We start from the raw sequence: 25,149 nt of genomic DNA, 5'->3' as shown, positions 1-25,149 counted from the left end.
CGGGGACGACTGGAGCCAGAACCGGAACCGAGTGGCGGTGCCGGTGTCGGTGACGTCCGGTCCTGACAGACCGTCTTTATCAGTCCACAACACCTATCAAATCCGTATCCTACGTGAGCACTATGACCGATCGTCTGATACGTCTCCTCCACGTGGACGACGACGAGGCGTTCGCGGAGACGGCCGCCCTGCTGTTGGGACACGAACGCGAGGCGTTCTCGATCGAGACGGTCCACGACGTATCGACGGCGCTCGACAGACTCGAGGCGGAGCGGTTCGACTGTGTCGTCAGTGACTACGAGATGCCCGGAGAGACGGGACTCGACCTCCTCCGGGCGGTCCGGGAGTCGGACCCGGACGTCCCGTTCGTCCTCTTCACCGGACGGGGGTCTGAGGAGATCGCCGCCGAGGCCATCTCCGCCGGCGTGAGCGACTACCTCCAGAAGACCGGTGGGACCGAGCAGTACGCCGTCCTCGCCAACCGGGTGGAGAACCTGGTGGCGGGCTACCGGAACGAGCGTGCCCTGCGACAGCGCATCGACGCCATCGAGACGGCCCGCGAGGGTATCGCTCTCGTCGACGTCGAGGACACCGTCACGTACACGAACCGGGCGTTCGCGGAGACGTTCGGCTACGACGACGGCGAGGTGGTCGGAGAGCAGGTGGACGACCTGTTCGTCGACGACGCGTTCGCGACGGAGGTTCGACCGAGGGTCGCCGAGGCGGAGTGGACGGGTGAGGTGTTGATGTACCGGCGCGACGGGACGGAGTTGCTCGCCGACGTCGCCGTCTCGCGGACGGCCGGCGACGAACTCGTCTGCACCGTCAGAGACGTCTCGGCCGACGAACGCCGCGAGCACGACCTGTTCGTGAAGAACCGTGCGATGGACGCCGCACCCATCGGCATCACCATCACCGACCCGTCGCTGCCGGACAACCCCATCGTCTACGTCAACGAGCAGTTCGAGCGACTCACCGGCTACAGCGAGGCCGAGATACGGGGGGTGAACCACCGCATCCTGCAGGGCCGGGAGACCGACCCCGGGGTGGTCGACACGCTCCGGCGCGCCATCGACGCGGCCGAACCGGTCACGGTCGAACTGCGCAACTACCGCAAGGACGGCACCGCCTTCTGGAACCGGGTCTCGGTCGCACCCATCTTCGAGGAGGACGGTACGGTCACGAACTTCGTCGGGTTCCAGCAGGACGTGACGGAACTGGTCGAGGCGCGCCGGGAGCGAGCGGCCGTCCTCGACCGGGTGTCGGACGCCTTCTTCGCGGTCGACACCGACTGGCGGTTCACCTACCTGAACGACCGGGCGGAACGCCTCCTCGACCGCCCCCGCGAGGAACTCGTCGGGCAGTCGATTTGGGAGGAGTTCCCCGAGGCGGTCGACTCGACGTTCTTCGAGGAGTACAGGAGGGCGCTGGAGACGCAGGAGACGGTCGCGTTCGAGGAGTACTACCCACCGCTGTCGACCTGGTTCGAAGCCCGGGCCTACCCGTCGGAGTCGGGGCTCTCCGTCTACTTCCGCGACGTCAGCGTGCGGAAGGCGAACGAGCGCCGACTCGAACAGCGGACGAGACAGTTCGAGACGTTCGGGGACGTGCTCGCACACGACCTCCGGACGCCGCTCTCGACGCTCGACGGGCGACTCCACCTGGCACGGACGACGGGTGACGAGGCGCATCTCGACGCAGCCGGAGACGCGCTCGAACGGGTCGAGACGCTCGTCGACGATCTCGCGCAGGTGATGCGCGAGGGGAGCGTCGTCACGGCAGTGGAGACGGTCGACCTCGAGTCGGTCGTCCGGAGCCTCTGGGAGAGCACCGACACGGCCGAGGCGACGCTCGACGTCGGCCACGTCGGGGAGATACGCGCCGACGAGCAGGCGCTCGCACGACTGTTACAGAACCTCGTCCGGAACGCCATCGAACACGGCGGTCCCACGGTGACCATCTCGGTCGGGGCACTCGACGACGGGTCGGGCTTCTTCGTCGCGGACGACGGCCCGGGCATCCCCGAGTCGGACCGCGAACGCGTCTTCGAGCCGGGATACTCGAGCAAGCCCGACGGGACCGGCTTCGGCCTCGTCAGCATCAGACAGGTCGCGATAGCTCACGGCTGGGAGCTGTCGGTGACCGAGAGCGCGAGCGGCGGCACGCGGTTCGAGGTCCGTGACGTCGAGACGCCGGACGACGACTGAGCGGCCGTCTCAGCGCGACTCCGGCTCGACCCCGGCGTCGTGCTCCCCTGTCGGTGAGTCGGTCACGTCGACGCGTTCGCGGAGCCACGTCATCGCCTCCTCGACGGCCCCGGGAGGCCCCGAGACCTTGATGCGGGTCGGGATGCGCCCCTTCCCGGGGTAGCTCCCGACGCTGACCTCGAACCGGTCCCGGACGTCGGTGAGGAGGTCGTTCAGTGCCCCCTCCGGGGCCGGCGTGTAGACGGACTCCGAGACCACGTCGCCGTCGAACTCGTCGGCGACGAGGTCGAACATGGCGTACAGTTCGTCCGGGATACCGGGGAACGCGTAGACGTTGCCGGCGACGAATCCCGGCCCGAAGCTCCTGTCGGTGACGAGCGGCCGGGCGTCGGCGGGAACGGCCGCCTGCGCGTCGAAGTCGACGTCGAGGTCGTACGCGTCGGCGAGGTCCGGGTACTGCTCGGCGTACGCCTCGGCCTTCGCGACGATTCCCTCTTTCACGTCGCCGCGGACCACCAGCTCACGGTCGAGGGCGTCGGCGACGGCCGCCTTCGTCACGTCGTCCGGCGTGCCCCCGAGGCCGCCAGTGACGACGACGGCGTCGAACGCCTGTGAGAACTCGCGGACCGCGTCGGCGATGACGCCCCGGTCGTCCGGGATGGTGAGGACGCGCGTGACCGTGACGCCTCGGTCGGTGAGTCGTCGACAGAGCCACGTCGCGTTCGTGTTCTCGGTGTCGCCGGCGAGGAGTTCGTCTCCGACGGTCACGAGTGCGACGTCCATGCACGGGGGGAAGGGAGGCGGGACAATAGATGTACGGGCGGCGGACGGACACCGCAGACGCCGTCACGCGCTGTGGGTCCTGTGCGTCCGGACGACGTTCTCGACCCGTTCGGCGATGGTCGCGAACTGAGCCGTGTCGGTGTCCTTCATCAGGTAACCGGTCGCCCCGTGGTTGACCGCCTCGGCGGCGACGCCCTCGTTGCCACGCCCCGTGAGCATGAGGAACGGGAGGTCCGGGGAGCGCTCGCGGACGGCCTTGAGGAACGAGAGTCCGCTGGTCTCGGGCATCCGGTAGTCGCTGATGACGCAGTCGACTGCGGGTGCGCGCGCGAGCCGTCTCAACCCCGTCTCGACGTCACTCGCCGTCTCGACCACGATGTTCTCGTTCGCCCGGGGGAGGAACACCGTCGCGATCTCGGCGAAGCCGCTGTCGTCGTCGACGAGGAGGACGCGGATGTCGTCCCGGCCGGCGTCGGCGGGCGTCTCGTCGGCCGGGTCGGACAGTCGATACAGGTAGCGCCCCGCGAGGTTCCGCTGTCCGGGCCGGTCGAACGCGACGGCCATCTCCGCCGACCCCGACCGGTTCGCGTACGCCAGCCGAATCCAGTCGCCGTCGCCGTCGAGCGTGAGTCGCCGGACCCGTTCGACGGTCCGGACGCGGCCGTCGGCGTAGTGGAGTCGACACGCCTCCGACCCCGTCTCGAACCGCGCCGTCGTCGTCTCGCCCCCGACGCGGACGCGGACCGTCGCGTCGTTCAGGCAGACCGAGAACAGGGCGTCGACGAACCGTTCCGCTTCCGTCCGGTCGCCGAATCGACCGCCGTCGACGCGTTTACCGTCGTCGTACTCGTATCCGACGCGGACCTCGGTGGGCGACTCCGCCACGTCGACGACGTCGAAGATGTCGGTGACGGGGACGGTCCGTCGCCACGCGTCCGTCGCGAGGACTAGCTGTCGCGGTCCGAGGAGGATGCGTCCCGCCGTCGGCTCCTCGACGCCGGTTGCGAGCACCGTACACGTCGCGTCGAAGACGACGGCGGTGGTCACGTCCGACCACCCACCGAACGGACCACGTCCATGATGAGTGGCAGTTCGTCCGGTCCGGATTAAAGCTAGTCAGCCAGTTCTCGAATCGGATAATCGGTGGCGGTCGGGGGTGACGCGCCACTCCGTCCGGACCCGTCCGGCGGCGGACTGCGGGGCACCGGGACCGACAGCCCTTTGCGGAGACGTTCACCACCCCTGATGTATGACCGAACGGTGGCTCTACGCGTGGGGGCTCGGCTCCGTCGCGTTCGGCGGTGCCTCGCTCCTCGTCCCGCTGTACATCGTCCAGCTAGGGGCGACACCGGTGGAACTGGGGCTGCTCGCGGCGAGCGCCGCCGTCATCGGCGCGCCCGGTGCCATCCTGTTCGGACGACTCGCCAACCGGGTCGAACGGCGGCGGGCGCTGGTGCTCGTGACCCTCGCCGGCGTGGCCGTCGCGCTCGCGGCCATCCCGCTCCTGTCGAGCATCGCGGCCATCATCCTCGCGAACGCGGTGCTGTGGCTCGTCGTCGCGTCCGTCGCGCCGGTGCTGACGATGCTCGTCGTCGACGACGCCCCCGAGCGCGCGTGGGGCGAACACATCGGCCGCCTCAACAAGTACCAGGGGTACGGCTGGGCCGGCGGCCTCGTCCTCGGGACGGTCTGGCCCCTCGTCGCGACGAGTCTCGTCGGGACAGAGGCGGTCACGCGGGTCCTGTTCTGGACGCTCGCCGCCTGTGCCGGCGTGAGCACGCTCGGGGCCGCGGGGTCGCTCCCGAACCCCGCGCCGGCGGACCACGTCACGAGCGAGCGACGCGTCCGCCGTGTGGCCCGTCTCCTCGCGAGTTCACGGGGGGGCGTCAGAGGGGCCACGTTCGCGTTCTCCCCGAACCGCCTCTACTGGACGACGCGGGGGATTCACCCGAGTCGGCTCAAGCGCCGCCTCGACCCCGCGCTGGCCACGTATCTGACGGCCGCCGCGCTCTTCTTCACGGGGTTCGCCGCGTTCTGGGCACCCCTCCCGCTGTTCTTCACCGACCTCGGATTCGGGTCGGGACAGGTGTTCGCGCTCTATCTCGCGTCGAGTCTCGGCTCCGCCGTCCTCTACGAGGCGGCGGGGCGGTTCGCCACGACGTACGACGTCCGACTCCTCCAGTCGGGTGCGCTCGCGGCCCGTGGCGTGCTGTTCCCGGCTGTCGCCGTCGTGAGCGGCCTCGGTGCGCTCTCGGTCGGACTGGTCACGGCCGGAGTCGGCCTCGCGGCCATCGGGGTGACCTGGGCGTTCATCGCAGTCGTCGGGACGGCCATCGTCACCCGCCTCGCGCCGCCGAGCGTCCGCGGCGAGGTGCTCGGCGTCCACACCGCCCTCGGAGCCGTCGCCGGAGGCGTCGGCGGCGTGCTGGGCGGGTGGATCGCCTCCTTCGGCTACCTGGTCGCGTTCGGCGTGGCTGGCGGCCTGGTGCTCGTCGGCGCGGTGCTCGTCCTCTCGCTGCGGGTGCTCTCCGACGGCGAACGGGCGGCCGAGTCGCCTGCCGACCCGGTGAGTACGACGGACGGCGGGGTCGGCGTCCCGGGCGTCTCGCGGGAGGAAGTGGAACTCCGCGCCGACTGATCCGACGCGCTACTCGGCCTCCTCCTCGTCCGCCATCCACCGCTGTCCGTACGAGCGGTAGCCGTCGAACTCGCCTCTGGTTATCTCGCGTTCGATCTCCGCGCGCGTCTCGCTGCTGATGCGGACGAGGTGACAGAGCGGGTGGCCGGGGAGCGCGACGGGGTTCTCGAGGACGCCGACGACGAGCCCGGTGAAGGGTGCCTCGACGACGTGCTCGTCGTGTTTGAAGTGGTCGGTGATGGTGCAGATGGTCTCGCCCTCCTGGACCAGCGGGTTGGGACCCCACCGCATCTCGACCAGGCCGCCCGTCTCCGCGCGGAGCCAGCGTTTTTCCTCGTCGGGACCCATCACCTTCCGCCACGACGGCTCCGTCGCCGTCCCCTCGGGGGAGACGTCGTACGTCGCCAGGACGCTCTCGACTCCGTCCAGTGCCTTTTCGACGAGTGCCGGTTGGAAGCGGTGTGCCTTCCCCATCTCGACGGTGATGGTCGGCGTCCCGTTGCGGGAGGCGACGGCGCGGAGCGAACTCGACTCCCCCTCTCCCGAGAGGATGACGTTCGCACCGAACGCCTCCGCCAACCGGGCCACGTCGGGGTCGTCGACGTTCGCGCGGACGTGGTACATCGTCGTCCGGTTCCGGGTGGAGGTGTGGAAGTCGAGGGCGACGTCACACCGACTCACGAACCGGTCGTACACACGGTGCGCCATCCGCTCGGCGGTGTTCGACCGCTCCCTGCCCGGGAACGACCGGTTGAGGTCCTGGTCGTAGATGGGGATGTACCGCTGCTGGGCCTGGTAGGCGGGGACGTTCACGACGTGGAGCAGGACGAGAGTGCCGTGGATGCCAGCGGGCGTGTACCGGTCGGCCACCTCCTGGAGCACCTTCACGCCGTTGAGTTCGTCGCCGTGAATCGCGGCGGTCATACACACGCGGGGACCGGGTTCGTCGCCGTTGACGACGGTCACCGGAATCTCGACCGGGTCGCCCAGGTACGTCTCGCCCACCTCGTAGCGGAACTGTCGTTTCTCGCCGGGAGGGACCTCCCCGTCGTACCGGAACGCCCGGGACTGGGGGCGGGTCGCGTCGTCGTCGGACATTGGTGGTCGACTCGACGCGACGGCGGTAAGTCCTTCCGGCGGTCGGGCCACCACGGCGGCGAGGCTTTTTGCGTGTGCACGCCGACGTCCACCCCACGCGATGGCAGAACTCGTCGACGCCCGGGTGACGCTCCGGGTCCCCCGCGGGGGACGGACGGCCCTCCGCGAGGAGGCCCGCGAGCGACTCGCTCGGGTTCCCGCCGTCGAACGCGTCGAGACGTTCGACGTCACCGGCGTCCGACCGGGGCTCAACGACCTCCGGGTCCGTGCGCGGACGACCGTCGCCTGCGAGACGGACGCCGGGACCGAGGTGGACGCGGCGCTCGCGGGAGCGGTCGGCGTCGAACGGCTCGAACGCCTCGACAGCGAGTCGGAACAGTGAGACGCGGAGGCAGGGTGACGTCGAACACCGACTCCGAGGGGTACGCAGACGCGGACGTGGACGCATCCGCGGGCACGGGCGCAGACGCGGACGACGGACCCGACAGAGCAGTCGACACGGGCCGCGACGACGTCGGTGCCGGTGTCGGGGAGGGGAGCGACAGAGCGCGTGGCCGGTCACGGGAGCGGTCGGCGCGACCGCCCGAGCAACGAGCGGAACTGGTGGCGCTCGAACGGCTGAGCTACTACCTCGACGACCTGTTCCGCGTGCCGGGGACGCGCTACCGTATCGGTCTCGACCCGCTCCTCGGTCTGGTGCCGGGAATCGGCGACGTCCCTACCAGCGCCGCGTCGGCGTACATCGTCGCCCGGGCGGCCGCGCTCGGCGTCCCGCGGGCGACGCTCGCGCGGATGCTCGTCGTGCTCGTCGTCGACGCTGTGTTCGGGTCGCTCCCGCTGGTAGGGGACGCCTTCGACGCCGTCTGGAAGGCGAACGCCCGGAACGTCCGCCTCGCGGAGGCACGACTCGATGCGCCCGAGGGGGCGAGCCTGGACCGCCGGTACGTCCTCGTCGTCACCGCTCTCTTGACGCTGGGCTTGCTCCTCGTAGGCGTCGGTGTCGGGGTGACGGCGTGGTGGCTCCTGAGTCGGGCCGGCGTCGCGTGACGCCGGGACGGCCGGGTCCGAGCGAGAGTCGCGGGACGGTCGACATCGGGGCAGGGACCGACGGACGGGCGTAGCCGAGACGCGCAACGCAAGACAGTTACTGTCGCCCCACACAGTTCGCGTATGAGTATTCTCGACGACGCCCGGGCGCTCGACGGGACGGGCCCCGTCTGTGACGCCTGCCTCGGTCGGGCCTTCGCCGACCGGAGCTTCGGGCTGACGAACGCCGAGCGGGGGCGGTCGCTCCGCGTCGCCGCCGCCCTCGACGACGACGAGCCGTTCGAACCCACCCCGACAGCGGAGTGCTGGGTCTGTGAGGGCGAGTGTGCGCGGTTCGACGAGTGGGCCGAACGCGCCGCGAGCGCGGTCGAAGGCGTCGAGTTCGAGACCTACCAGGTCGGGACGCGCACGCCGCCGCTCGTCGAGGAGAACGAGGCCCTCCTGCGGGAGGAGACCGGACTCGACCCCGAGGCCGGAGAGCTGTTCAAGTCGGAGTTCAACCGCGAGGTCGGCAAACGGGTGGGGCGGCTCACCGAGACGGAGGTGGAGTTCGGCCGACCCGACATCCAGTTCCTCCTCGACATCGAGGCCGGGGAGGTCGAAGCGACGGTCAACTCGGCGTTCGTCTACGGCCGCTACCGCAAACTCGAACGGGACATCCCCCAGACCGAGTGGCCCTGTGGGCGCTGTGACGGCCGTGGCGTCCTCGGCGCCGACCGGGAGTGTCCCCAGTGTGACGGGACGGGCTACCTCTACCAGGCGAGCGTCGAGGGACTCGTCGCGCCGCCCATCCGCGACGCGATGGACGGGAGCGAGGCGACGTTCCACGGCGCCGGGCGGGAGGACGTCGACGCGCGGATGCTCGGCACCGGCCGCCCCTTCGTCGTCGAGGTGCGCGACCCGAAGCGGCGAACGGTGAACGTCGGGCCCCTCGAACGCGTCGTGAACGACCACGCCGAGGGACGCGTCGAAGTCGAGGGCCTCCGACTGGCCACGTACGAGATGGTCGAACGGGTGAAGGAACTGGACGCGTCGAAGCGCTACCACGCGGAGGTCGAGTTCGACGCCGCAGTCTCGGAGGACGAGTTGAGCGACGCGCTCGCCGACCTCGAGGGCGCGAGCATCGAGCAGTACACGCCACAGCGCGTCGACCACCGACGGGCGAACCTCACGCGGACGCGCGAGGTGTACGAGGCAGGCGGCGAGTGGGCGGACGCCACCCACGCCACCGTCGAGTTCCACGGGCAGGGCGGCCTCTACATCAAGGAACTCGTCTCGGGCGACGACGAGCGGACGGAGCCGAGTCTGGCGGGTCTCCTCGGCGTCGGTGCGACGGTGACGGCGCTCGACGTCGTCGGTGTCTACGGAGAGGACGAGTCCTTCGAGGACGAGGCGTACTTCCGGGACGACCGAGGAGCGGACACGGACTCGGACCCGGACCCAGACCCGGACGAGACCGAGGCGGAAACCGCCCTCGAGACGGACGAGTAGGCGGACCCGACCGCGGCCCCTCCTGCGCTCGCCGTCGTACCACCGACAACGGTTTCTCGGGGCGCACGAATCCCCCCGCATGTCAATCTCCGTCGGGAGCGACGAGGCCGGGAAGGGGCCGGTACTGGGGCCGATGGTCGCCGCGGCGGTCCGGGTCGACCCCGACGGCCTCCCCCCGACAGTCGACGACTCGAAGCGACTCACGCCGACTCGACGGGAGGAGTTGGCCGCCGAGGTTCGCGCCGTCGCCGACGGCGTCGGGGTCGGCGTCGTCTCCACCGAACGCATCGACGCGCCGGAGACCGACATGAACGGGCTGACCGTCGATGCTCACGTCGAGGCCATCGCGGCCGTCGCGCGGGACGGCGACCCGGTATCCACCGACGCGGGCGACGTCTCGGAGGAACGGTTCGCCCGTCGCGTCGCCGACGGGGTCGGCGAGCGTGGCGTGTCCGTCGACGTCGAGGCCGAACACGGGGCCGACGAGCGGTACCCGGTCGTCGCGGCGGCGAGCATCGTCGCGAAAGTCGAGCGGGACCGTCTGGTCGACGACCTGCGCGCGACGTACGGCGACGTCGGGAGCGGCTACCCGAGCGACCCGACGACGAGAGCGTTCCTGCGGGAGTACGTCCGCGAACACGGCACGCTCCCGGCCTGTGCACGGGCGTCGTGGAAGACGTGTGACGACGTGCTCGCCGCGGCCGAACAGTCCGCGCTCGACGACTTCTGACGGGGACGTGGGGGCGCGTACGGAAGACGACCCACAAACGCCCGAGACGAACGAAACGACCGAGACGGCGTCTCGGGTGGAACACGGGAACGGAGAGGGGACCCACGGGCAGGGACGAACGCGACGGATCAGCGCATCTCGTCGAGCGCGACGAACGAGCCTTCCTCGGCGGAGACCCACGTGGTGAGGAGTTCGTCTTCGGTCGCGTCGAGGGGGAAGATGGTACACTCGGGTGGGGAGTCGTCCGCGGGAACGACGATGGCCGCGTACTCGCCACCGTCGTCGAAGAGAGACACGCCGCGCGTCGAGTAGTCAGTCGGGGCGGGAGCGTCGCTTGCGGTCGACGACTCGTCGGCGTCACGGCGGAGTGGGAGTTCGGACATGGGCTGAGGGGAGGCGAACGGTCTGAAGGCGGTACAGTTCAGGGTACGGCGATGTCGGGCATAAGTAGGCGGGACCTTCTCAGCAGATGAGAAGGGGACGGCTGCCGCGTACCGTGGTTACACACCACCTACCGGGGGTTTCGCCCCGGTCGGTCGGAGAGACTTCTCCAACATTCTTGTGGTTGCTCCAGCGTACAGGATGGATACCACGATGTTCGCGCAGACCGAGAAACGAGCGTCGGCCGAACGGATCGGCCACGCGACGCACAGCGGGACGGGTCGGCTCGTCGGACTCGTCGCACTGGTGCTCCTCGCGGCGGTCATGACTGCGGTGCCCGCCACCGCAGCGCCCACGGCGGCAGGAACGTTCGCACACGCTGCGGACGGGAACTGCCACGCCGTCCAGACCAACCTCGGTTCGCTCGGCGTCGGTGACGTCGGTGACGTCGCCGAGGAGGTGCCGTCCGCGCTCCGCGACGGCCAGCGGGTGGTGAGTCACCTCCTCTCCCCCCAGCGCGTCCCCGGGTTCGCACTCCTCGTCGGGTACGAACGAGACGGCGACGGCGACACGCTCGCCAACGAGAGACGCGAACGGGTGTACCGCCACGTGACGGCCGTGCCGGGCAGCAACATCGCCGAACTCGTCCGGGCGAGCGGACTCGACCGGTCGACCCTCCGGTACCACCTGAAGGTCCTCGAACGGGCTGGCCTCGTCGAGTCGCGCTCGGTGCTGGGTCACCACCGGGTGTACCCGACGCCCGTCGAAGACGACGAGACCGGTCCGGCCGCGGCGCTCGCGACCCGGTCCACGTCGCGGGTCGTCGACGCCGTCGGGCGACTCCAGCCCGTCCGGATGACCGACCTCGGGTCGGAACTGGGCCTCGCGACGAGTACCGTGAGCAACCACGTCGACCGACTGGTGGCGGCCGGCGTCCTCACCCGTGAACACGACGGGCGGACGGTCCTCGTTCGACTCAGCCCCGAGACCCGGGCGTATCTGGACTGACGCGGTCCCCGCGCTCGCGGGGAACGTATCAGCGGCCCGCACGCTTCGGGGGAGTAGTCAGAAACGCTTTTCACCCGTTTGCCGAAGCGGGAGTCGCTCGCACCCGTGAGCGCCCGAATGACACCCGACATCCCGCTGGACGACGCGTGCCGTCTCGGGCGGCAGTCGCGTCGACGACAGGTCCTCGGTCGGCTAGCCGGCCACGATGTCGGCCCCCCGCTGACGGCCGGACGTCTCGCCCGGCACGTCGCCGCGGCCGACTCCCGCCAGTCACCGGCAGACGTACCGCGGGACGCCTGTGAACGGGTCCACCTCGAACTCCGCCACTGTCACCTGCCGCACCTCGCGGCGACGGGCGTCGTCGACTACTGTGTCGACACGGACCGTCTCGTCGGGTGGGTCGACGACCCGACGGCGATACTGCCCCACGTCGCGGCTACGACGCTCGCCGAGTGCGTCTCGGCCGACGGCGAGGAGGCGCTCGACGTGTCGTACGACCTGCTGTCGCACCCCGACCGACGGACGCTCCTGTGGGTCCTCTCGCGGTGTGCACTGCCGGCGACGCTCGAGACGCTCGCCGCCCACCTGCTCCTCGCGGACACGACGCGTCCCGCCGGCCTGGTCGAGTCGCTCCAGTCGGCCGAGGAGGGCTCCGAGTGGGACCGCCTGAACGTCCGACTCACTCACCAGCACGTGCCGAAACTGGCCGCGTGGGGAGTGGTCGCTGTCGACGACGGCGGCACGACCGTACTACGGACGTGCGTCGACGCCTCCATCGACTGGCGCGACTGTTCGCCGTCGGCATCGAGAGAGGACTCCGGAGAGGAAAGCACGGACTGAGACGGGGCCCCGCGAGGGAGCACGCCGATTGGAGGAGTGGACCGGGCTTCAGCGGTCCTCGGTCAGCAGCGCCCGGAGGATGTCACCGTACGCGGGGCGTGTGAGGAGGACGCCCACCAGGACGCCGAGGATGGTGAAGATGGCGAAGCCCTGGAGGTCCCCGAGCGAGAGGACCGCGAGCGGCGACATCGCGATGACGGTGGTCGCCGCGGCGGCACCGATGACCCAGAACGCCTTCTTGAAGCGAGACTGGAAGATCCGGCGGGAAGAGACGTCCCCCTCCGCCATCACCTCGTCGGCGATGATGATGAGGTCGTCCACCCCCGTCCCGATGACCGCGATGAAGCCGGCGATGGCGGGGAGGTTGAGCGCGTAGCCGATACCGGCGGCGAAGCCGAGGAGGATGAGCACCTCGGAGAAGGCGGTGACGATCATCGGCAGCGCGACTTTCGCCTCGCCGTACCGGATAAAGACGACGACGGCGACGGCCAGGACGGCGACCATGCCGGTGATGACGGAGTTCACCTTGAAGTTCTCACCCTGGCTGGGAGAGATGAACGAGGAGGTGCCGCCGTCTTCACCCTCGAGGTCGAGTTTGGCCGGCAGTTCGCCGGCACGGAGGTTGATGGAGACGCGCTGGGCCTCCGAGAAGTTGCGCGTAGTGAGCTGGAACGCGGGGTCGTCGGCCCAGTCGCCGGCCTGCATGCTCTGGGCGAGACCGGGCGACATCCCGAACGAGTTGACGACCCGGTCGTCGACGACGACGAGGAGACACGGCTGCGTCGCGTTGGGGTTCTCCTCGAAGGTACACGTCGTCCCGCCGGGCTGGGCGACGCCCGTCTCGACGACGGCCTGCTGGAACTGGGCGGCGGCCTGCGGCCGCACCGTCACCGGGACGAACGGTCCGCGCTCGGACTCCTGGGCGGTCCCGATGTTCTGGAAGTCGTCGCCCGTGAGGACGCCCTCGCGAGTCGTGTACGTCCCGTTCTGTCGGTGGTAGATGTCGATGCGAACCGACCCGCGCGACTCGACGAGGTCCACGACTTCGGATCGGTCCTCGTTCGGGACCTCCACGAGGACGAAGTGCGCGCCGGTGGCGGTGGTCACCTGCTGGACCGTCCCACCGGAGAGGCCGGCTTCGTTGATCTTGTTCTGGAGGACGCGGACGACCTCCTCACGCGTCGGTTCGGTGACGCCGTCGCGGACCGTCTCGTACGACAGGTCGAGCGCGTCGAGGGTCGACGCCAAGTTCCCCGTGGAGACGTTCTCGGCCGTCACCTCCACCGTCGCGGTGGACTGTGCGGTCCGGCGGACGATGACGTCGCTCGGGTCCGCGGCCGGGAGTTCGCCGGCGACGTCCCTGGCGACCTGCCGGGTGTCGGCCTCGCCGATGTCGACGCCCTCGGCCGTGACGCCGACGAGGGGTGCGCGGATGCGGGTCCCGCCGGAGAGTTCGAGCCCGTACTTGAGATTGGTCGGCCCCTCCGTCGCGGCGTTCTCACTCCCGGTCCCCCCGACGGTCGGAGAGAAGAGCGCGAACGTCGACGCCAGGAGGACGACGACGAGCAGGATGATGCGCCAGTTGTCTCGGAGGGAGGCCATCAGCGCGCCACCCCCTCGAACTTGTACCACCGAAGCAACGAGAGGTTCAGCAGGTAGGTGTTCATGAGGTCCGCGGTGAGGCCGAACACGAGCACGATGCCGATGGCGGCGAGCAGCGAGATGCCGAACAGCGTGGCGACGATGGTCATGACGATCATCGCGGCGATGGACGTGAGCGTCATCGTCACGCCGGTCCGCATCGCGCGGTAGGTCGACTCGTAGAAGTCGCCCGACCGCCGGAGGATGTGGTTGTTCAGGAGGATGTCCGAGTCGACGGAGTACCCGATGATCATCAGGAGCGCCGCCACGGTCCCCAGCGAGAGTTCGATGCCGAGGAGGTTCATCAGGGCGACGGGGATGACGATGTCGGAGAACGCCGAGATGACGACGGCGATGGAGGGGACGAACGTCCGGAACATCAAGAAGACGAGGACGCTCATCCCGAGGAAGGCGATGAGGACGCCGAGCAGCGCCTGCTGCTGGGTCTCGGAGCCGAAGGCGGCCGAGACGGCGTCGATAGAGCGTATCTCGAAGCCGGCCGCCTCGGCCTGTCGTTCGATCTCCGACGTCGTCGCCGCGCCGGACTGGAACGTGACGATGTACGTGCCGTCGGAGGGGACCGAACGGATGGACTCCGGCTGCGTCTCGAACGCCGTGCGAATCTCCTGCTGTGCCTGTCCTTCGGGGGCGTCGACGGAGACACGCAACTCCGTCCCGCCGGTGAAGTCCAGGCCGGGGTTGACCGGCGAGCCAGTCACGACGGTCCACCCCGCGATGACGAGGAGGGCGACAGCGAGAACCGCGAGCGGAACCGCCGCGAGCTGACGATTCGTGTACCGGGTGTAGTCGACCTCCGGTACGTCGAACTCGACCATGTACGTCGGTGTTCCGGCGCGCCGAATAAGCCTTCTTATGTGCGACTCAGCGGACGAACGCCCGTCCGAGGCTGTGGGGCGTGGCGGCCGGGCAAGACGGACGCCGGCACGGCAGCCGGTGCCACGCCGCGGGGTGTCGATACCGGAGGGGTCGCGTTAGTCGACGCGTTACCATGCTCGCTCCACGAGTACGAGCGGTAATGTCTCAGACCACGCAGGCGCGTTCGACGCTCCGGTTCCGCCACGAACGCGTCGACGACAACCCGCCGTGTGGGAACCTCTTCACCTGTCTCCCGGCCGACCTCACGGGCAACGGCCTCCCCGACCTGGTCGTCACCGGGTCGGGTCGGACCGCGACGCTGGCCCTTCCCGGGCGGACCATCAAGCTCGACAACGTCCCCGTGTTCAAGCGGCTCTACCGGCGCACGGAGCCGAACGTCTTCTGGTACGAGAACCTCGGCGACGGGTGGAAGCGTCACGTCGTCGCCCCGCGCGGCGACCTCTACGCGCTCGGCGGGGCGCTCGGCGACGTCGACGGCGACGGGCGCGTCGACCTCGTCGTCGGTCAGGCGCTCGGGGCGCGCGGAATCTACTGGCTCCGCCAGCCCGAGAACCCACGGGAGAAGTGGTCGCTCCACCTCGTCTCCGAGCGGTTCGAGAAGTACCACGACCTCGTCCTCGCGGACGTCGACGACGACGGGGACCTCGAACTCGTCGGCTGCTCACAGCGGAGCGAAACGGTGTTCTACTACGACATCCCCGCCGACCCGACGGTCGAGCCGTGGCCCGAAGAGAACCTCCACGTCGTCTGTGAGGACCTCCACGTCGAGGGACTGCTCGTCGTGGACATCGACGGCGACGGCGACACCGAAATCGTCGCCGGCCCGAACGTCTTCCACAGCGTCGACGGGGAGTGGGAGCGCGAAGTCGTCGCCGAGGGGTGGGAGTGGACCCGCCTCGCGGCCGCCGACCTCGACGACGACGGCGAGCTCGAACTCGTCATCGCTGAGGGTGACCGCCCGTACAACGGCGACATCCCCGGGCGGGTCGCCGTGTTCGACTTCGACGGCACCGACTGGGTGCCGACCGTCCTGCACGACCAGCTCTCGAACCCCCACTCGCTCGCCGTCGCCGACTTCGACGGCGACGGCCGACTCGACGTCTACGTCGCCGAGATGGGCCTCCAGACCGAGAGACCCCGGCAGTTCGTCTTCCGCAACCGCGGGAGCGGGTTCGAGGCCGAACTCGTCGGCGTCGGCGTCCCGACCCACGAGGCGAAAGCCGTCGACCTGAACGGGGACGGCCGCCCCGACATCGTCGGCAAGTCGTATCACCCCACAGAGCACGTCGACGTCTGGTACAACGAGACGGCGTTCGAACGCTGACACCGACAGCGACAGCGACAGTCGCTCGCGCACGTCCACTCTTTCCTCGTCCGTCCCCCGCCTCTCCGTTCGTCTCGTCCGTCCCTCACCTCTCCGTCCGCTCTCGCCCCGCACGCCCACTCCGCACCCGGGTCGTTCCCAGCCCCCGCCGAGGTGGCTGGACTCCTCCCCCGGTGGTCGACCCGTGCGACAGTACCGCCCGGAGGGCGTCGAGCCGCTCGGTTTAGTACGCGGTTAAGCGCGCTCGACCGGCGAGAAATCGGCCGGCAGCCTCACCCTGTCGGCGGCGACGGGTGCCGTTACTGCGGTCATAACAATGCTCCCGACCGGGGTAGATACGGCCACGTCCGAAGTAGTCGTCTCGCCGCTCCGTGTTCGACGCCGGGGCCGGGTGAACTGCGGCTTCTGGATTCGCTACACTCAGACCATCATGTCTCGAAAGCTCATATCGATCGTCCGTCGGCTCGTCCCGAGCGGCGGAACCGGGCAGCGCGCCGCCAAGAGCGCCGTCTGGCTCTTCGGCCAGAACATGGTCGACCGGCTGCTCCCTCTCGTCCTGCTCGTCATCCTCGCGCGTCTCGTCGGCCCCCTCGAACTCGGCCTCGTCGGCATCGCGCTCGTCTCGATGAGCGCCCTCCGGAGCCTCACCGAAGTCGGCCTCAACGAGGCGCTCATCCAGCGCGTCGAGGACAACGTCGACCGCTACCTCAACACCGTCCTCGCGATGGAAGTCGCCCGCGGCGTCGTCATCTTCGGGGTGCTGTTCCTCGCCGCACCGTTCATCGGACGGCTGTTCGACGCCCCCGCGGCGGTGCCGCTCGTCCAGGTACTCGGCGTCTCGGCCGTCCTGCGCGGCCTGAAGAACCCCGCTGTCGTCTACTTCCAGAAGAACCTCGAGTACCACAAGATGTTCGTCTACACTACCGGCGGGACGCTCGCGTTCTTCTTCACGGGGCTGGCGTTCGCCCTGTGGGACCCCTCGGCGTGGGCGTGGGTCGGCGCGTTCCTCGCGGCCGACGTCGTCCGCCTCGTCGCCTCGTACCTCATCCACGACTTCCGGCCGGGCGTCGGCTTCGACCGCGAGGCGGCGGGCGACCTCATCCACTTCGGCAAGTGGATCACCGGGTCGTCCATCCTCTACTTCCTCTACAACGAGGGCGACGACGTCTTCGTCGGCTGGCTCCTCTCGCCGGTCGCGCTCGCGTACTACCAGTACGCCTACCGGATGTCGAACGCGCCCGCCACGGAACTGAGCCAGGTCATCGCCGGGGTCATGTTCCCCGCGTTCTCGAAGTTCCAGACCGACGTCGTCCGCCTCCGGGAGAGCTACCTCACCACCGTGCGGATGGTGTCGTTCGTCGCCGTCCCGATGGGCGTCGGGTTCGCCGTCGTCGCACCCGCGTTCGTCACCGCGGCGTTCGGTGCCGAGTGGCTCCCGATGGTCGTCGCGATGCAGTTGCTGGCCCTCTACGGCGTCTACCGTGCGCTCGGGAAGGTGATGGGCGCCCTCTGGAAGGCCGTGGGGCGTCCCGACTACATCACCAAGACGTCGTTCCTCAAGGTCCTCGTCATCGCGGTGTTCATCTACCCGGTGACCGTCCGCTGGGGCATCACGGGGACCGCCCTGCTGGTCCTCGCGGTGAACTTGCTGGTCAGCCTCCCGATAAACCTCTACATCACCGGCAAGGTGCTGGAGATGAGCGGCGTCCGGACCATCTCGGGGGCGACCTACCCGCTCGTCGCCTCGGCCGTGATGGCGGGTGCGACGTGGTACGTCGGACAGGCGCTCGTCCTGCCGGCGTGGGTCGAACTCTGCGCCATGGTCGTCACCGGCGGCGTCGTCTACGCCGCGGCGGTCCTCGCGCTTGACCTCGGGACGAACTGGGGGATGCGCGCGAACCTCCAGCAACTCGTCTCCAGCGTCGTCAGCTGAAACCGACGCGGCCGGACGCGACGACGCCCGTGCGTCGTTCCGGCACGCGCCACCACGCTCTTCTCGCTCCCCCTCGTACTCACGCGCATGACACAGGCGACGCGCGTTCTCCTGTCGTATCCCGAAGCGCTCTCGAAGTGGGGCCGCGAACAGGTCGAGAGTCCGCGGTACCGGAACTACCTCCGGAAGGTCGTCGACGACCTCTCGGTCGGATCGGAGTTCGAGGAGTTCGCCGACGTGGGCTGCTGTGGCGACTCGCTCGACATCCGCTTCCGTATCGAGGCCGTCGAGGGCGGCGAGGAGATGGGTCCGGAGACCGAGATCACGTTCACGACCCGCGTGGCCGACCACGAGGGGGGCTGGAAAGTACAAAGCGCCGCCGGCCCGAACGCCGAGAGCGGACGAGGGACGTGAGCGGCCGGAGTACTGTGACGAACGTTGTCGCACATCCCGAACCGGACATCGAAGGGTACTGTTTCGACTGGAGAGAGCGACCCGTGAGGTACGGGAGCCACTATATACCGTCTGGAGTGGACTGTAGTCGATAGAGACGGAAGGGCACCGCTTCGACTGGAGGTGACAGACAGTCGAGCGAGAACCGCCGACGGCCGAGCGCAGTGACGGCCGGAATCGGACGCCGCGGCGGACTCCCGTGCGAACAGTAGTCGTCCGGACTGGTCGGGGACCGAAAGGGCATCGTTTCGACTGGAGATGACAGGAGAGCAGCGCCGAGCGCGCTTCGGAGCCACGCCTCCGCGACGGCCAGCGGACGGTCGGTAGTTCACAGCGAGAATAAATAGCAAACCGAGGAGAAAGGCCACCGCTTCGACTGGAGGTGACGGTCACTCCGGCGCGCGGCCGGCCTCGCGCATGTACTCGTGGAGCCGTTCGGCGACGGCCTCGGCGAACGCCTCGTCGTTGACGTCGGTGTCGAGTTCGAGGAGGTCGACGTCGTCGTCGACCGTCTCCCGAAGCGCGTCGAACAGCGCCGCGTCGGCCTCGGGGTCGTAGAAGTCCTCGCCCTCCACGTCGAGCAGCGAGACGCCCTTCAGGGGGAGCGCGAGCGCCGTCGGACCGGTGGCGGCGTTGAGTTTCTCACCGATGATGCGGCCGAGTTCGGCACACTCGTCGGGCGTGGTCCGCATGAGCGTCACCTGCGGGTTGTGCACGTGGAGTGTTCGGCCCTCGAACTCCGCGGGCACCTCCTCGCGGGGGCCGAAGTTCACCATGTCGAGCGCGCCGGTGGAGACGACCTGTGGCGTTCCCGTCTCGGCGGCCGCGTCGAGGCGAGTCGGGCCCGCCGAGAGGACACCGCCGACGAGTTCGTCGGCCCACTCGGTCGTCGTGACGTCGAGGACGCCGTCGATGACTCCCTCTCGCACCAGCGTCTCCATCGCGGTTCCCCCGGTGCCGGTGGCGTGGAAGACGATGGTCTCGTAGCCCCGTTCTTCGAGCCACGACCGGGCGTGTTTGACACAGGGGGTCGTGACGCCGAACATCGTGAGGCCGACCGTCGACCTGTCCTCCACTTCGACGTCCGGTTCGTTCGACACCATCCCCACCATCGCGAGCGCCGCGTTCGAGATGACCGTCCTGGAGAGTTGGTTCAGCCCCTCGACGTCGGCGACGGAGTACAGCATCATCACGTCGCGCGCTTCGACGTACGGTCGGACGTCGCCGGAGGCCATCGTCGACACCATCAGTTTGGGGACGCCGTAGGGGAGCGCCCGCATCGCCGTGGTCGCGACGGAGGTGTTGCCCGACCCGCCCAGGCCGAGGACCCCGTCGAGGACGCCCTCGTCGTGGAGGCGCTGGCAGACGGCGGCGGCACCCTCACCCATGACCTCCATCGCCGTGCCGCGGTCACCGGAGTCGCGGAGTGTCTCCAGAGACTCCCCGCCCGCGGCGGCGACGTCGCTCGCGGCGGTGTCCGGTTCGAAGCCGGGGTCGCCCATCACGCCCGTGTCGACGACGTGGACGTCGACGCCCTGCGCCTCAACGACGTCGCGGGCGAACCCGATCTCTTCGGCCTTCGTGTCGAGCGTTCCGACGATGACGACGGCCATCAGAGGTCGATTTCCTTGAACTCGCGCGCCTGGTTCTCGATGGCCTCCTCGGTCGGGAGGCGTTCGATGCTGGACGCGCCGAAGAAGCCGACGACGCCCTCGGTGTTGTCGAGGACGTACGCCGCGTCGTCGGGCCACGCGATAGGGCCGCCGTGGCAGATGACCATGACCTCGTCGTCCACCGCTCTGGCGGCGTCGTGGTGCGCCTGGACGCGCTCGGCCGCCGCGTCGAGGTCGAGCGCCGTCTCCGCGCCGATGTCGCCGGAGGTGGTGAGCCCCATGTGGGAGACGACGACGTCCGCGCCGGCCTCGGTCATCTCGCGCGCCTGCTGCTCGGTGAACACGTACGGACAGGTGAGCATCCCCTTCTCCGAGGCCGTTCGAATCATCTCTACCTCCCTGTCGTACCCCATCCCGGTCTCCTCGAGGTTCTGCCGGAAGCCGCTGTCCTCGTCGATGAGTCCGACGGTGGGGAAGTTCTGGACGCCGGAGAAGCCGCGGCGCTGGAGGTCGTCGACGAACACGTCCATGTCGCGGAACGGGTCGGTGCCGTTGACGCCCGCGAGGACGGGCGTGTCCTCCACCACGGGGAGGACCTCGTGACCCATCTCGACGACGATTTCGTTCGCGTCGCCGTACGGGAGTAGCCCCGCGAGCGACCCGCGGCCGTTCATCCGGTAGCGGCCGGAGTTGTAGATGATGAGCAGGTCGACGCCACCTCGCTCGGCGAACTTCGCCGAGATACCGGTCCCTGCGCCGGCCCCGATGACAGGGTCGCCCGCCGCGACGGTCTCACGGAGTCGGTCGAGCGACTCCTCACGTGTGTATCTCATTGCCATGACCACTGACACCAATTCGGACGGCGAGTATCAGTGTTGCGGCGGGGGTTCCGACCTCACGCGGCCCACGAAATAGTTAATTCGGCGTCACGAGAGGGACGTGGTGTATGGCAACGTACTACGTGGAACCCGACGACGTCGACACACAGCAGTTCGACTGGGGGACGCTCAAGTGGATGGCGACGCCCGACGTGTGTGACTCCGAGCGGTTCAGCGCCGGCGTCGTACAGCTCGAACCCGGTAAGGGACACGAACTCCACACCCACCCCGACAGCGACGAGATACTCTACTTCCTGAGCGGGGAGGGCGAACAGACCGTCGCGGGCGACAGCCGCGACGTCGGCCCCGGCGAGATGGTGTACATCCCCGCCGGCGTCGAGCACGGCACGGTGAACACGGGGTGGGAGACGCTCAAACTGCTCGCGGTGTACGCCCCGCCCGGTCCCGAGGACGTCCTGGCCGACCTGCCCGACTGCACCATCGTCCCCGCGGGGGAGGTACCGACGCGCGACTGAACGGGTGTCTGGATTCGGGCCCGGGCCCGGGTTCGAGTCCGGGTCGTCAGGGCATGTACCGGACGGCGACGACACCGGGTTCGGACCGGATTTCGACCCGGGCGACACCCAGTCGGGCCGCCCGCGAGAGCGTGCTCTCCCTGTCGGCGAGGACGTCCTCGACGGCCTCGTCCGTGCCGTCCTCGGGGACCGAGATGACGTGGAGTTCGCCCGTCCCCGCGCGTTCCTTCCGGGTGAGGTCACCGACCGACTGGTCGGCCGCTAGCTCCCGGGCCAGCGTCGTCGGCGACTCCTCGCTCACCTCGAGCGAGATTCCCCACCGCCGGTCGACGTCGACGAGGCGCCACGAGACGTTCAGCGGCGGTTCGGGTTCGACGGTCCCCTCGACGGCGTCGTCCGGTTCGACGCCGGGGCTCGACGCCAGCGTGTGGACCTGTCCGCTCGTCACGTCCTTCAGCACGGCCGACTCCTCGTCGGCGGCCGTGACGAGGAACGTCCCCGTCTTCTCCGACTTCGCGGCCCGTTCGGATGCGTCGTCGCTCATCGTCGGAGGGAGGCGACTGCGACGGTTCACCTTTTCGTCCTCGACGCGTGGTGAGGACGAGGCTGTTCGTATCGGTGGCTCGGGAAGCTGTCGACGAGGTGGCTCGTCGCGGCGGGGAGACACGCGGTGTGCGGCCGCGACGAGAGGCCTCCTCCCTGCCCCAGCCAGTCCGACCCGGCCGTGGCCTTCGCGCGTTCCCGACGACGCCGGCCGCGCGCTCGCCGGCGTCAACGGAGGAGTCGGTGAGCAGCGAGGATGAGTACCGCCCCGAGGAGCGGCGGTACCACGCCCGCCAGTTGCGGAAGCCCGTAGAGGAACGCGACGAGCGGTTCGGCCGCGGTCGGTGGGGCGGTCTGCTGGTCCGAAGGGACCGTGATGACGAGTCCCACGTACAGCGACGCGATGAACAGGTAGCCCGCAAGCGACAGCACGAGGTCGTACCGGGCGTCGTCGCCCTCCTGTCGACGGTGGCGACGGGCCACGAAGAGCACGGGCGCGACGAGCGGCGCGACGACGAAGAGGCCGACGACGACGTAGAAGGCCCGCGAGAGCGTGAGCGACCCGCCCTCGATGGCGGCCGTCTGCGCGACGAGGACGACGAGTCCCGCACCGAACAGGACCGTCACCGCCGCCGCCACGAGCGCGCCGACGAGGACGTACGAGCGAAACAGGAGCGACCGGCTCTGCCGGAACGCGTACGGGAAGGCACCGAAGACCCCGCGGTAGCCGTCGGTCATACCCGCCGTTAGGACCCGCGAGAGTTAACCGACGCGGTCCGACAGGAGATTGCCGTACTAGTATATGTCACCCCAGTGTGACTAGTGCGGTGGGATGGGTTCCGTCGAGAGCGTTCAGGGTGGGGAATCGTCGAGAGTCGTCGACAGAGAAGGGTCTCCGTTCGACCGGTTCCGTCGGTGGAGACGTGAGAGGAACATGGGGTATGTCCGGCTGCGTGCTGATTTCGAGACGTACCGCGAGGAGTTCGACACGCTGGTCTCCCGGGCAGACGGCGAGGGCACGTTCTGGCATCGAGACGTCGTCGACCTCTTCGAGAACGTCGAGGAGGCTCTCGACAAAGGGCGCGTCGAGGACGGGTGGCGGCACTTTCACGCGGCGCAGCGTCTCGAAACACATGGCCTGGAGGCACTCGACAGCATCGAGCCGGACGCTGACGCGCTCCGGACCCGGGCGAAGGTCGTCCGCACGGAGGCGCTCGGCGCGCTCGGAGGAAAGCAGAAGGAGTCTGTCGAAGAACTCCTCGGAGCGGAGCAGCTCGACGACGACGTGACCGGTGAAACGGTCCGTGCAGCGAGCGAGATTCTCCACGAGCAGTACGAGGGCGTCCACCTGAAGCGCTACTACCTCCAGAACCAGTTCAGCCAGCTGTTCTGGTTGGGTACCATCGCGGCCGTGCTGTTCCTCGTCTTATCGATACTCCCGTACTTCGGGGTGGCACTGTTCCTCCAGCCGCCGTTTACGATTCCCGCCGAGAACGTCGCGACCGACGTCATGACGGAAATCACGACCATCACCGTGACCGACCCGGCAGCCGGAACCACGACCACCACAGAGCTCGACCCGACAACCGAGACTACGACGAGAACGGTGACACAGACACCGCCAGTCGTCACGAGTGCCGGCTTCGTCGTGTTCGTCGCCCTCTCGGGGATGATTGGCGCGTCGCTGTTCGGGATGCGCTCGCTTCAGAAGAAGAGAGTCTCGACGAAGGTCGCCCAGCGAATCACGGGACTGACCGTCACCTGGGCGCGTGGTCTCATCGGTGCCATCTCGGCAGTGTTGTTTTATTTCTTCCTCCAGACGTCGTTCGCCGGGGGGTTCAGCGAGGTGACGGCCCCGGTCTTCATCGTCGTCGGGTTCGCCGCGGGCTACTCCGAGCGGATGGTCTCGCGGGCGGTGGAGACGGTGTCCGGGGCGACGACCGAAACCGACGACGAGTGAGGTTACCGGCACGTACTTGTCGCTCCCCGACGCGGGTCGAGGTGTATGTACGTCGACATCGGGAACGCACTGGAGACGACGCCGGGCGTCTCGCGCGACTCACTCGAACGACTCGACGGCCACGTCGCGGCAGCACACGAACGGATCGAGACCGGACGAGCGGAGGGCGAACACGGCTACGCCGCCCTGAACCTCCCGGAGACGGTCGACACCAACGCTATCCACCGGGCCGTCGAGCCGTTCGCGGACGCAGAGGCGTTCCTCAACGTCGGCATCGGCGGGAGCGCGCTCGGGGCCGCGACGCTCTCGGCGGCGCTCGACTCCGACGTCGAGGCGTACTACCTCGACAACGTCGACCCCGTCCACACCCGGGCGCTCCTCGACTCGCTCCCGCTGGAGAAGACGGTGATGAACGTCGTCTCGCGCTCGGGGACCACGGCGGAGACCCTCTCGACGTTCCTCGTCGTCCGCGAGGCGATGGATTCGGCGGGCGTCGACTGGACCGAGCGGACGCTCGTCACCACGGGCGAGGAGGGTAACTTGCGACGGCTGGCCGACCAGCACGGCCTCCCCTCGCTCCCGGTTCCCGACGGCGTCCCCGGGCGGTTCTCGGTGCTGTCGACGGTCGGCCTGGCGGCGGCGGCGGTGCAGGGACACGACCTCGAGGCGCTGCTGGCGGGCGGGGCGTCGGCGGCGGAGTCGCTCTCGGGGTCGCTGTTCGAGTCGCCCGCCTACGCGTACGGGGCCGTCTCGTACGCGCTCGCGGAGCGCGGCGCGCTGACCAACGCGATGATGCCGTACGCCGAGTCGCTGGAGTACTTCGCCGAGTGGTTCGCCCAGCTGTGGGCCGAGTCGCTGGGGAAAGACGGCCTCGGTCAGACGCCCGCCCGCGCGCTCGGGGCGACCGACCAGCACTCGCAGCTCCAGCTCTATCGGGCAGGACCGCACGACAAGATGGTCACCCTCCTGCGCCCCCGCGAGTACGCCGACGTCGGGATTCCGGAGACCGACCTCGAAGGGCTGTCGTACCTCGGCGGCGCGTCGCTCGGTGAACTGCTGGACGCGGAGTTCGAGGCGACGGAGGCCTCGCTCGTCGCGGCGGACGTCCCGAACGTCCGACTCGAAATCGACCACGTCGACGAGTACGCGCTGGGCGAACTCCTCTACTCGATGGAGGCCGCCTGCGTCCTCTACGGCGAACTCGCCGG

Annotated in this window: 24 protein-coding genes; 14 read left to right on the top strand and 10 right to left on the bottom strand. The window is 69.1% G+C overall.

From position 1 onward, the window contains the following. Window positions 1-122 precede the first annotated feature (122 nt). Window positions 123-2,207 (top strand): PAS domain-containing protein, encoded by a 2,085-nt coding sequence (locus ACESK5_RS08220; RefSeq protein ID WP_372911072.1) that lies wholly within the window; start codon window positions 123-125, stop codon window positions 2,205-2,207. A 9-nt stretch (window positions 2,208-2,216) separates the two neighbouring features. Here the strand turns inward: ACESK5_RS08220 and ACESK5_RS08215 are convergent, their stop codons facing one another. After that, a complete protein-coding gene (locus tag ACESK5_RS08215) occupies window positions 2,217-2,990 on the bottom strand; it encodes a competence/damage-inducible protein A (RefSeq protein WP_372911071.1) in 774 nt (257 codons plus the stop codon). A gap of 63 nt (window positions 2,991-3,053) precedes the next feature. Beyond that, window positions 3,054-4,037 (bottom strand): response regulator, encoded by a 984-nt coding sequence (locus tag ACESK5_RS08210; RefSeq protein WP_372911070.1) that lies wholly within the window; start codon window positions 4,035-4,037, stop codon window positions 3,054-3,056. Between the two features lie 202 nt (window positions 4,038-4,239). Here ACESK5_RS08210 and ACESK5_RS08205 point away from each other — a divergent pair, with 202 nt between their 5' ends. Continuing rightward, window positions 4,240-5,628, top strand: a complete 1,389-nt coding sequence (locus ACESK5_RS08205; RefSeq protein WP_372911069.1) for an MFS transporter — start codon at window positions 4,240-4,242, stop codon at window positions 5,626-5,628. A gap of 9 nt (window positions 5,629-5,637) precedes the next feature. Here the strand turns inward: ACESK5_RS08205 and ACESK5_RS08200 are convergent, their stop codons facing one another. After that, the gene (locus tag ACESK5_RS08200) at window positions 5,638-6,726 is read right to left on the bottom strand and encodes a succinylglutamate desuccinylase/aspartoacylase family protein (RefSeq protein ID WP_372911068.1); all 1,089 of its coding nucleotides are present in this window, start codon (window positions 6,724-6,726) and stop codon (window positions 5,638-5,640) included. Window positions 6,727-6,826: 100 nt separating this feature from the next. Between ACESK5_RS08200 and ACESK5_RS08195 the strand changes: the two genes are divergently transcribed. The 4 genes from ACESK5_RS08195 to rnhB all read left to right on the top strand — a co-directional run bounded on the left by ACESK5_RS08195 (window position 6,827) and on the right by rnhB (window position 9,994). Then, the gene (locus tag ACESK5_RS08195; RefSeq protein WP_372911067.1) at window positions 6,827-7,108 is read left to right on the top strand and encodes a hypothetical protein; all 282 of its coding nucleotides are present in this window, start codon (window positions 6,827-6,829) and stop codon (window positions 7,106-7,108) included. Between the two features lie 14 nt (window positions 7,109-7,122). Beyond that, entirely contained in the window at window positions 7,123-7,773 is a 651-nt protein-coding gene (locus ACESK5_RS08190; protein WP_372911066.1) for a DUF4112 domain-containing protein, read from the top strand. Window positions 7,774-7,896: 123 nt separating this feature from the next. Further along, window positions 7,897-9,264 (top strand): tRNA pseudouridine(54/55) synthase Pus10, encoded by a 1,368-nt coding sequence (locus tag ACESK5_RS08185; protein ID WP_372911065.1) that lies wholly within the window; start codon window positions 7,897-7,899, stop codon window positions 9,262-9,264. Window positions 9,265-9,349: 85 nt separating this feature from the next. Then, complete coding sequence (gene rnhB / locus ACESK5_RS08180; RefSeq protein ID WP_372911086.1) at window positions 9,350-9,994, top strand: ribonuclease HII; 645 nt, start codon at window positions 9,350-9,352, stop codon at window positions 9,992-9,994. 128 nt (window positions 9,995-10,122) lie between these two features. Here the strand turns inward: rnhB and ACESK5_RS08175 are convergent, their stop codons facing one another. Continuing rightward, entirely contained in the window at window positions 10,123-10,377 is a 255-nt protein-coding gene (locus tag ACESK5_RS08175; RefSeq protein ID WP_372911064.1) for a hypothetical protein, read from the bottom strand. A 211-nt stretch (window positions 10,378-10,588) separates the two neighbouring features. Between ACESK5_RS08175 and ACESK5_RS08170 the strand changes: the two genes are divergently transcribed. After that, window positions 10,589-11,383: a winged helix-turn-helix transcriptional regulator gene (locus tag ACESK5_RS08170; RefSeq protein WP_372911063.1), complete on the top strand. Its 795-nt coding sequence runs from the start codon at window positions 10,589-10,591 to the stop codon at window positions 11,381-11,383. Between the two features lie 105 nt (window positions 11,384-11,488). Then, window positions 11,489-12,223, top strand: coding sequence for a hypothetical protein (locus ACESK5_RS08165; RefSeq protein WP_372911062.1), 735 nt, complete (start codon window positions 11,489-11,491; stop codon window positions 12,221-12,223). A gap of 48 nt (window positions 12,224-12,271) precedes the next feature. Here the strand turns inward: ACESK5_RS08165 and ACESK5_RS08160 are convergent, their stop codons facing one another. Further along, on the bottom strand, window positions 12,272-13,825 hold the full coding sequence (locus ACESK5_RS08160; protein ID WP_372911061.1) for a preprotein translocase subunit SecD: 1,554 nt from the start codon (window positions 13,823-13,825) through the stop codon (window positions 12,272-12,274). After that, on the bottom strand, window positions 13,825-14,700 hold the full coding sequence (secF, locus tag ACESK5_RS08155) for a protein translocase subunit SecF (RefSeq protein WP_372911060.1): 876 nt from the start codon (window positions 14,698-14,700) through the stop codon (window positions 13,825-13,827). Before secF ends, ACESK5_RS08160 begins: the two co-directional genes overlap by 1 nt. Window positions 14,701-14,900: 200 nt before the next feature. On the opposite strand from secF, the gene ACESK5_RS08150 reads away from it, so the two are divergent. The 3 genes from ACESK5_RS08150 to ACESK5_RS08140 all read left to right on the top strand — a co-directional run bounded on the left by ACESK5_RS08150 (window position 14,901) and on the right by ACESK5_RS08140 (window position 18,432). Beyond that, on the top strand, window positions 14,901-16,085 hold the full coding sequence (locus tag ACESK5_RS08150; protein WP_372911059.1) for an FG-GAP repeat domain-containing protein: 1,185 nt from the start codon (window positions 14,901-14,903) through the stop codon (window positions 16,083-16,085). A 430-nt stretch (window positions 16,086-16,515) separates the two neighbouring features. Next, a complete protein-coding gene (locus ACESK5_RS08145; RefSeq protein WP_372911058.1) occupies window positions 16,516-18,018 on the top strand; it encodes a lipopolysaccharide biosynthesis protein in 1,503 nt (500 codons plus the stop codon). Window positions 18,019-18,105: 87 nt separating this feature from the next. Then, window positions 18,106-18,432: a hypothetical protein gene (locus tag ACESK5_RS08140; RefSeq protein WP_372911057.1), complete on the top strand. Its 327-nt coding sequence runs from the start codon at window positions 18,106-18,108 to the stop codon at window positions 18,430-18,432. Between the two features lie 428 nt (window positions 18,433-18,860). Here the strand turns inward: ACESK5_RS08140 and ACESK5_RS08135 are convergent, their stop codons facing one another. Both ACESK5_RS08135 and ACESK5_RS08130 read right to left on the bottom strand, forming a co-directional pair. After that, window positions 18,861-20,084: a Tm-1-like ATP-binding domain-containing protein gene (locus ACESK5_RS08135; protein WP_372911056.1), complete on the bottom strand. Its 1,224-nt coding sequence runs from the start codon at window positions 20,082-20,084 to the stop codon at window positions 18,861-18,863. Continuing rightward, window positions 20,084-20,917 (bottom strand): phosphoenolpyruvate hydrolase family protein, encoded by an 834-nt coding sequence (locus tag ACESK5_RS08130; protein WP_372911085.1) that lies wholly within the window; start codon window positions 20,915-20,917, stop codon window positions 20,084-20,086. Before ACESK5_RS08130 ends, ACESK5_RS08135 begins: the two co-directional genes overlap by 1 nt. Window positions 20,918-21,030: 113 nt before the next feature. Between ACESK5_RS08130 and ACESK5_RS08125 the strand changes: the two genes are divergently transcribed. Beyond that, window positions 21,031-21,438: a cupin domain-containing protein gene (locus tag ACESK5_RS08125; protein ID WP_372911055.1), complete on the top strand. Its 408-nt coding sequence runs from the start codon at window positions 21,031-21,033 to the stop codon at window positions 21,436-21,438. A 46-nt stretch (window positions 21,439-21,484) separates the two neighbouring features. Here ACESK5_RS08125 and ACESK5_RS08120 read toward each other — a convergent pair whose 3' ends face one another. Together ACESK5_RS08120 and ACESK5_RS08115 are read right to left on the bottom strand one after the other, a co-directional pair. After that, on the bottom strand, window positions 21,485-21,982 hold the full coding sequence (locus tag ACESK5_RS08120; RefSeq protein WP_372911054.1) for a DUF5812 family protein: 498 nt from the start codon (window positions 21,980-21,982) through the stop codon (window positions 21,485-21,487). A 227-nt stretch (window positions 21,983-22,209) separates the two neighbouring features. Next, a complete protein-coding gene (locus ACESK5_RS08115) occupies window positions 22,210-22,719 on the bottom strand; it encodes a hypothetical protein (protein ID WP_372911053.1) in 510 nt (169 codons plus the stop codon). 196 nt (window positions 22,720-22,915) lie between these two features. Between ACESK5_RS08115 and ACESK5_RS08110 the strand changes: the two genes are divergently transcribed. Beyond that, window positions 22,916-23,941 (top strand): hypothetical protein, encoded by a 1,026-nt coding sequence (locus ACESK5_RS08110; protein WP_372911052.1) that lies wholly within the window; start codon window positions 22,916-22,918, stop codon window positions 23,939-23,941. A 45-nt stretch (window positions 23,942-23,986) separates the two neighbouring features. Continuing rightward, a partial coding sequence (locus ACESK5_RS08105; RefSeq protein WP_372911051.1) for a glucose-6-phosphate isomerase occupies window positions 23,987-25,149 on the top strand: 1,163 nt, incomplete at its 3' end.

Source organism: Salinigranum sp. (genome assembly GCF_041641895.1).
Taxonomy (GTDB): domain Archaea; phylum Halobacteriota; class Halobacteria; order Halobacteriales; family Haloferacaceae; genus Salinigranum.
Note: the sequence above shows the minus strand (reverse complement) of the source record. Positions and strands in the feature narration are given on the sequence as shown.